Consider the following 6,842-nt stretch of genomic DNA (forward strand, 5'->3'; position numbering starts at 1 on the left):
GAATGCAAAAGTATTGTAGCGAAATTTAGAGACTCAGACAAAATAGGTTAATATTTGTTCACCGAGAATAAAAACGATCGCTTTCAGTGCATTGCTAGACACCAAAAGACTCCCCAGCCCAAAACCTTTAGCACCGCAAAGATCCGTAACAACCCAACATCAGGGAAAGTGTCAGATTATCCGCTTGACTTCTCGCGCATCCCATCCGCGATCGCCAACTCTGACCGCGAGACGGAGAAATTATGGCGGTTGGCGGTTGTCTCTTTTTGTCCCCATTGCTGCCATTATCATCGCCGCAGGGGCGGGTATTAGCGCCTTGTGGCTCTTGCAGCGCTTGCCGTGGCAAAATTGTCAAAATCTCGCGCCGATGGCTTCTGATAGCGAAAGGCTCTATTGCGTTCAATTGGCGGCACAGTCGGGAGAAGAGGAGGACTTAGTAACTGCGATCGCCCTCGTGGAATCTTGGGATAGCGATCGCCCTCTCTATTGGGAGGCGCGAAAATCTCTGGATCATTGGTCGCAACAATTTTGGCAGCAAGCACAAGAACAAATCAGGATCGGAAATCTATCGGAAGCGGTGCGCTTTGCAGGTCTGGTTTCCCCTCGTAGTGCTTATCATAACCGCGCTCGGGCTGCGATCGCTGCATGGGAGCAAGAATGGGAGCAAGGTCAAGAATTAACGCGACAATTCGATCGCGCTTTTAAGTCCGGAAACTGGCAAGAAGCCCTTTCTATCTCTCGCCAATTTTCCACGTTTGAGAGCGATTATTGGCGAAAAGAAAGAGCAAATGCACTGATGTTACGCCTTGCCCGAGGAGAAAGGCTCGGGGGAATCGTAAACGCAGAAGAAGACGATTTTCTCATTCCTTCTTTTTCTTTAACGCCGCAAACAACTTCCCCTTAACCAGACAATAATTCGGTAATATTATTGTTTTGTCGAACAACAAGTGCTAACTGTTCTCGCATTATTTATCTTCCTTCGCGATCGCACTGATGAAAATTGAGACAATGCGATCGCATCTTGCATTTGAGATCGAGGAAATGGCAACTCACAATCGATATCGCGATACTATAGAAAAAATAGTTTCCTTTCCGTAGTATGGTTAACCTGACTCCCAAGCAGAAGAATCTCTTTCCTCAATCTCCCAAGAGGATAGATTTGCCCACTATGTACGATTTACCGAGTGAAGAAGTAGGAGATTCTGGTTTGCCCGATTTATATCATGTCATACAAGCTCAACTCTTAGAGGAAACCTTTCAACCTCCCAGCTACCCAGCAGAGCAAGTGTTTTCAGCGATAGATTTGAATCTGTACTACGATGAAAATAATACGAGACGATACAAGCGTCCGGATTGGTTTGGAGTGGTGGGTGTTTCAAGGCTTTATGAAGGGCGAGATTTACGCAAAAGTTATGTGATTTGGCAAGAGGAAATCAACCCTTTTATCATTGTAGAACTGCTCTCGGAAGGGACTCAAAGGGAAGATTTAGGACACACTCTCAGAGAAAGCGATCGCCCCCCGACAAAATGGGAAGTTTACGAGCAAGTTCTACGAGTGCCTTATTATGTAGTTTATGATGGCGAACAAGATTATTTTCGCGGGTTTCGTTTAGAGCGCGATCGCAGAGTAGAGTCATATCGCTATCAAGAAGTAGAAATTGCCAGCGATCGATTATGGTTAGAAGAAGCACAGTTAAGATTGAGACTATGGCAAGGAATGTATAAAGGAATCGAGCGGTTGTGGTTGCGTTTTGATGATGTTGCTGGCAATTTGATATTAACTTCAGCCGAACAAGCCGAACAAGCGCAACAACAAGCCGAACAAATGCAACAACGAGCCGAACAAATGCAACAACGGGCCGAACAAGTGCAACAACAGGTAGAACGAGAGCGACAACGAGCCGATCGCTTGAGACAGTTGTTAATTGAAAATGGTATCGATCCCGATGAAGCTGAGTGATTTTGAGTTTAGATTCCTTGGCGATCGCGAGTTTTCGATTCTCTATTCTCTCGTTTCCTTGTTTTTCGATGCGATCGACATATGCGAGTAATTCCTGATGTGCTGCTTCGGTTCATTTGTTGTCTGCGATAAGAATTCCAATAAGGCGATCGCTTCTGGCAATAAACTCAATGGCAATTCATTGACGAGAGAAACTGCTTTTTGACGGATTTGAGCAACCATTTGTTTTTCTCGATTGACTACTCTATTGTGATTTTAACCTAAAATTTGGCTTGCGATCGCTTTCTGTTTTATTGTTTGATTTGGGAATGCGATCGGTCTGATGCAAATCAAGTTAATAAAAAATCGATAATAATATCACTCTCAATTAATCAACAAAGAACTTATTGAATTTATATTTTCCTCCATCAAAATATACATCTAGAGACTTGAGATTAGATGACAATAGCTGAAGATTAGTATAATATTCGCTTGCTTGTTCTTCAAGAGAGTTTACCTTTTCAGTTTGTCTTTCTATCTCTTGACTCTGTAAAAGTCTGACAAAAAAATTAGAATTTAGTTTTTTTCTTAATTTTTCACTATTTGATTTTAAATCTTCCTGAATATGCCAATATTGTTTTAGTAGTTCTTTAAACAATAAAAAAAGAATTGGAAGATGCACATTATAAGGCTCAAGTTTACCATCAATATCCTGTGCCAGCTCTTGTCCTAAACTAACAGGAAAAATTGCTACTAAGCATTTTGTTCCTTGTGTAAATAAAGCTGGAAATAACTCTTTGATTTCTGATTTAATACTATCATACGAACGATGATTGCATAGGTCATATTTAGTAATTACTATACCTATAGCTGGAGGTTCATTATTTCCAGCATTCCGAGACTCAATTATTAAGCGATGAATTGCAGATACTCCAATTTTTTCATAAGCACTTAGTTGAAGTCCATCTATAAAGTTTTCACCAGATACACATAAAAGCAAACAAGATGTTTGTTTTATTCTCCAATGCAGTATGTTCAAATCATCTGAGAGAACATTGAGTCGATCTTGTAAAGCTCCACCACGATAATCAATCCAATCAAAGCTCAATATTTTTTTTGATAGACTAAAGTAGAGATCGAAATCATATATTTGAGGCTCATCTGGTGTTGGCAATGGCCATCGTTCATTACCATTACCGCCAATTAGTAACCGCCATATTTCAGAAAATCTTATGTCATCATCTCGATCTCCAGCCTTTAGTACAAAACCATTTAAACCCAAGCACATCATTTTATACATTGCTAGCATATAACAAGTTTTACCTGTACCTGAAACTCCCAACATTGTCATCTTAATCGGCTCTTTCATAGAGAGAGAGAGATTTTTGAAGTCTTCTATTGACTGTTCCCATGAATTTTGTTCTGTTTGAATTGGATCGCTATAACAAGCCTCTTCCCGAAAACTTAACTCAATATTCTTGCTAATCTGATAAGAACGCGATACATCTATTCGATCGCCATTGCCAGAATTGGTTAACAGATCGCTTACGACACTCGCATATTTCAACAATTCCTCATGTTCTCGCAACTGAGGGGCTAATTCCTGTGTAATCCTTGCCAAACGCATCATTTCCGAGCGATCGCCTGCATTCTCTTCCAAGTCCGCCATACACCCCTGAAATCCTTCCGCCAACTCCTTCGCCACTTGTCCCGGTTCTAAATACGCCATTGCTGCCCATTGTTGCGCTTGCTTCTCTTGGCGGGTTAAATAGGGATTGGTGCGATCCAGATGGCGAGTATAAGCGATCGCGCCTCTCGCGATTGCCTGCATTCGTCCCATTCCCAATTCTTGCTCCATGCGATCCAGTAAAAATGCCCGCACCGACGCATCCATCGCGTATAATTCGTACCCGACAGGACGGCATAAATCCGACAGCAATAGATCCGCCTCCGCTACCCAAGGCACATCTGGGGTAAACTGATGTCGCAAATAATTGACCAATTCCGGCGTGAGAATGAGGGGCAAGGCGACATGATAGAGAAAGATGCGATAATTATCCTGAAAGCGACGAATAAATCGCTCTACATTTTGTTCGGCCAGTTCTAAAGTCTTCGGAACAAGTTGCACGAGGGGTTCGCTTTTTGCAATTTCTTCTTCTTCTGAAAACTCTCGAACAAGTTGTCTAAGAGGTTGAAGAGGTTCAACAAGTAAAACTATACTCTCCGAATAGCCAATAACACGAACAATTGCTCCTGCTGGAATGGTAACATTTAATTCACATCGCGCCCGCCACCACGAGGCACGATAACGCACCTGTCCGATTTTATGGGATGAGATTGTGCTAGTGACAGTTGCTTCATTATCAAGTCGTTGGGTTAATTTTACTTTCGGAAAAAAACGATTTTTTCTTAGGGATTTCCACGAATTTAGTACAGAAAAACCAAGCCTTTCCCAAGGTATTGCGGCTAAAAACAAATGTCATCACCTCCAAATTAAGTTGCAAAACCAGAAAGTACACTTTGCTAGATTCAAAATCCCCCTTGTCCTCGCACAAAATCGATCGCTTGACTCAACCCCTCCTCATCCAGCGCAAACATCTGCACCAAGTGCATTAAAACCTGTGCCGAAGTCCCCTCCCAACGTTCCGGAGGCATGGGATTCAACCACGCTACAGCTTCAGTGTAGCGCCGAATTTGCCGCAATACTCGCGTTGTTGCCCGAATGCGAGATAAGCGCCGATAACCCCGCGCCGTCCCTGAATCACTGATAATGAGAACGGTAGTCTCGCGATCGCACTGTCTCAAAACCTCCGCCAACGCCACGGGATGGGTTAAAAATATATCGCGATACACCTTCTCTGCGGGGACATTGTGGAAATAAACCGCCGTCACCCGATCGCGATCGAGGGTACTTTCATACTGTGCTGTTTCCACCAAATCTCGCGCCAAATAATGAAAGGGAACCATTGAACCGTTGCGATCGACCAATAAGAGCAACTGCGCCAAATTTCGCCCTCTCTGACGATAAACGGGAGCGAGAAAATAGCCCTGTTTGCTTGCTGTTTCTACCGTCGCCGCTACATCGAGAACATCGGGGATACCTTGGGGGACAAAACGCCGCAAATATCGCCAAAAATACGCCATCGATCGCCGCGAAACCGGCCAGTAGTTTTCAAAGTTCGATTCCTCTGCATATTCTACCGGACGAACGGCGGGAGGTTGAAAAGCAAGGGGAGCAAACTCGGGGGCGGTTTGAGGTTGAGATGGGATAGATTGTGTAGTTTTGGGCAAATCTGGCGATCGCATTTCAGAAATAGGAGGAGGCGAAACGGTTTCGCGATCGCTTTGATTGTCTTGAAGTTCGGGAGTTTTCTCCTCGAGTGCCAGTTCCTCCCAAATCATTTCCAATTGAGCGCGATCGCTTGGAGATTTGCACCACAACAATTGTAACGTTTCTTGCAATTCTACCAATGTATTTCCCCAGCCGCCCTCAACTGCTTCTAGTGCGACAAAATACTCCCTCATTCCCAAATTAAAATCCCGTCGCAAACGATGAAATAATTGCGTCACAATGCTGTAAAAATTTCCTTGGTTCATATTGCTCCATCTCCTGCCAATTTTTCCCAATCCGATCGCATTTTCACCAACAATTCAGGATAGGGAATATTATCCAGCGTTAACTGTTCTAAAGGAAAAGGGCGATCGCTAAAATCCGTCAAAGCTGCCAACCAATCCAAAAATTCACTCGTTCCCGGTTTTTTGAATAATCCTTTTTCTCGGATTGCTTGAAACATTGCGATCGCTTGTTCGGTTAAGTCTGAAGAAGGCATTTCTTTTTTCTCTTCTCTCTGAATTTGATAGTGAACCTTAACAATTTGCTCGAGACGATCGGAAGGAAACTTGACAAAATAATACAAACAGCGCCGCAAAAAAGGAGCAGGAAGGTTGCCTTTTTCCTTATTACTGGTGATGATAACAATTGGTTCTTGTCGTGCCTTAATCGTCTCTCCCGTTTCCGAAATGTCAAACTCCCAAGGATCGTCCAATACTGCCAGCAAATCGTTCGGAAAATCTAACTCCGCCTTATCGATTTCATCAATTAATACTACCACCGGACGCTCCTCAATTTGAAAAGCTTTTCCCAACGCACCAAACTTGCGATAATCTTTGGGATTCTGAGGATCGCGATCGCCTTTTATTTTTCCCAGTCGTTCCGCAATTTGCACGTCATGGAGTCGTAAAATAGCATCATATTGATACAATCCCTCTTCTGCTTTAGTCGTGGAACGAATATCCCAACGATAAAAAGGCAGTCCCAACTCATAAGCAACGGCTCGAGCCAAGCGGGTTTTTCCGCATCCTGCTTCTCCTTCTAGTAAAAGCGGTCTTCGCAAATAAATCGCCAAATTTACCGCTTTAATCAGTTCCTCCGAAGCAATATAAGGTTCCGGCGTTTTTGGTGCTTCAGAATGGGGATTTTCTGGATGGCGATCGCCATAAAATCGATACTGTTTTCGCTGCATAAAGTCACCTCGTAAATTTATTTTTTAGAAGATCGTAAACCATATAAGGTATTCCGTGATAACTTTGATCGTAAACTGTTTTAGCCAAGCGATCGATGCCTGAAGTCGAGCGACTGTGATTCCAAGAATATAACCAATTTTTGATTTCCTTTTGAGTCCATTTTCTCAGAACAATGTTAATCAGCTTGTTTTCTAATTTGATATCTTTCGGAAATTCATCTGCTCTATAGATATAAGGACGCAAGGCATATCGATCGCTCAAGTCTCCATGTAAATTGAAAACGGAAATAATTTTTACTTTGCAATAATCTTCTCGATCACAAGTATTTTTGGGTCTACCGAAGTTGTTGTGCTAAAAAGAGATAAATAGTACAGTAAAA

The 6,842-nt window shown here is 42.8% G+C and carries 7 protein-coding genes and 1 pseudogene; 2 read left to right on the plus strand and 6 right to left on the minus strand.

Annotation, left to right across the window (positions count from 1 at the left end):
• Positions 1-91 precede the first annotated feature (91 nt).
• Together AC6RV6_RS21010 and AC6RV6_RS21015 are read left to right on the plus strand one after the other, a co-directional pair.
• Positions 92-904: a hypothetical protein gene (locus AC6RV6_RS21010; RefSeq protein WP_500242832.1), complete on the plus strand. Its 813-nt coding sequence runs from the start codon at positions 92-94 to the stop codon at positions 902-904.
• Between the two features lie 195 nt (positions 905-1,099).
• Positions 1,100-1,960, plus strand: a complete 861-nt coding sequence (locus AC6RV6_RS21015) for a Uma2 family endonuclease (protein WP_500242833.1) — start codon at positions 1,100-1,102, stop codon at positions 1,958-1,960.
• A 42-nt stretch (positions 1,961-2,002) separates the two neighbouring features.
• Here AC6RV6_RS21015 and AC6RV6_RS21020 read toward each other — a convergent pair whose 3' ends face one another.
• From AC6RV6_RS21020 to AC6RV6_RS21045, 6 genes and pseudogenes are all read right to left on the minus strand, one after another.
• Entirely contained in the window at positions 2,003-2,182 is a 180-nt protein-coding gene (locus tag AC6RV6_RS21020) for a hypothetical protein (protein WP_500242834.1), read from the minus strand.
• A 145-nt stretch (positions 2,183-2,327) separates the two neighbouring features.
• A complete protein-coding gene (locus AC6RV6_RS21025) occupies positions 2,328-3,965 on the minus strand; it encodes a hypothetical protein (protein WP_500242841.1) in 1,638 nt (545 codons plus the stop codon).
• A gap of 183 nt (positions 3,966-4,148) precedes the next feature.
• Positions 4,149-4,415 (minus strand): annotated as a pseudogene (locus tag AC6RV6_RS21030) (NfeD family protein); the annotation flags it as partial.
• A gap of 53 nt (positions 4,416-4,468) precedes the next feature.
• The gene (locus tag AC6RV6_RS21035) at positions 4,469-5,536 is read right to left on the minus strand and encodes a VWA containing CoxE family protein (RefSeq protein WP_500242835.1); all 1,068 of its coding nucleotides are present in this window, start codon (positions 5,534-5,536) and stop codon (positions 4,469-4,471) included.
• Entirely contained in the window at positions 5,533-6,462 is a 930-nt protein-coding gene (locus AC6RV6_RS21040; RefSeq protein WP_500242836.1) for an AAA family ATPase, read from the minus strand. The genes AC6RV6_RS21035 and AC6RV6_RS21040 overlap by 4 nt, the downstream gene beginning before the upstream one ends.
• Before the next feature lie 4 nt (positions 6,463-6,466).
• Positions 6,467-6,724: a hypothetical protein gene (locus AC6RV6_RS21045; protein ID WP_500242837.1), complete on the minus strand. Its 258-nt coding sequence runs from the start codon at positions 6,722-6,724 to the stop codon at positions 6,467-6,469.
• Positions 6,725-6,842: the final 118 nt, after the last annotated feature.

It is taken from the genome of Spirulina sp. LEGE 11439, assembly GCF_059821285.1.

Coding starts and splice junctions, on each gene's coding strand:
- AC6RV6_RS21035 (WP_500242835.1), bottom strand. CDS start 5,536: ATGAACCAAGGAAATTTTTACAGCATTGTGACGCAATTATTTCATCGT.
- AC6RV6_RS21015 (WP_500242833.1), top strand. CDS start 1,100: ATGGTTAACCTGACTCCCAAGCAGAAGAATCTCTTTCCTCAATCTCCC.
- AC6RV6_RS21040 (WP_500242836.1), bottom strand. CDS start 6,462: ATGCAGCGAAAACAGTATCGATTTTATGGCGATCGCCATCCAGAAAAT.
- AC6RV6_RS21020 (WP_500242834.1), bottom strand. CDS start 2,182: ATGGTTGCTCAAATCCGTCAAAAAGCAGTTTCTCTCGTCAATGAATTG.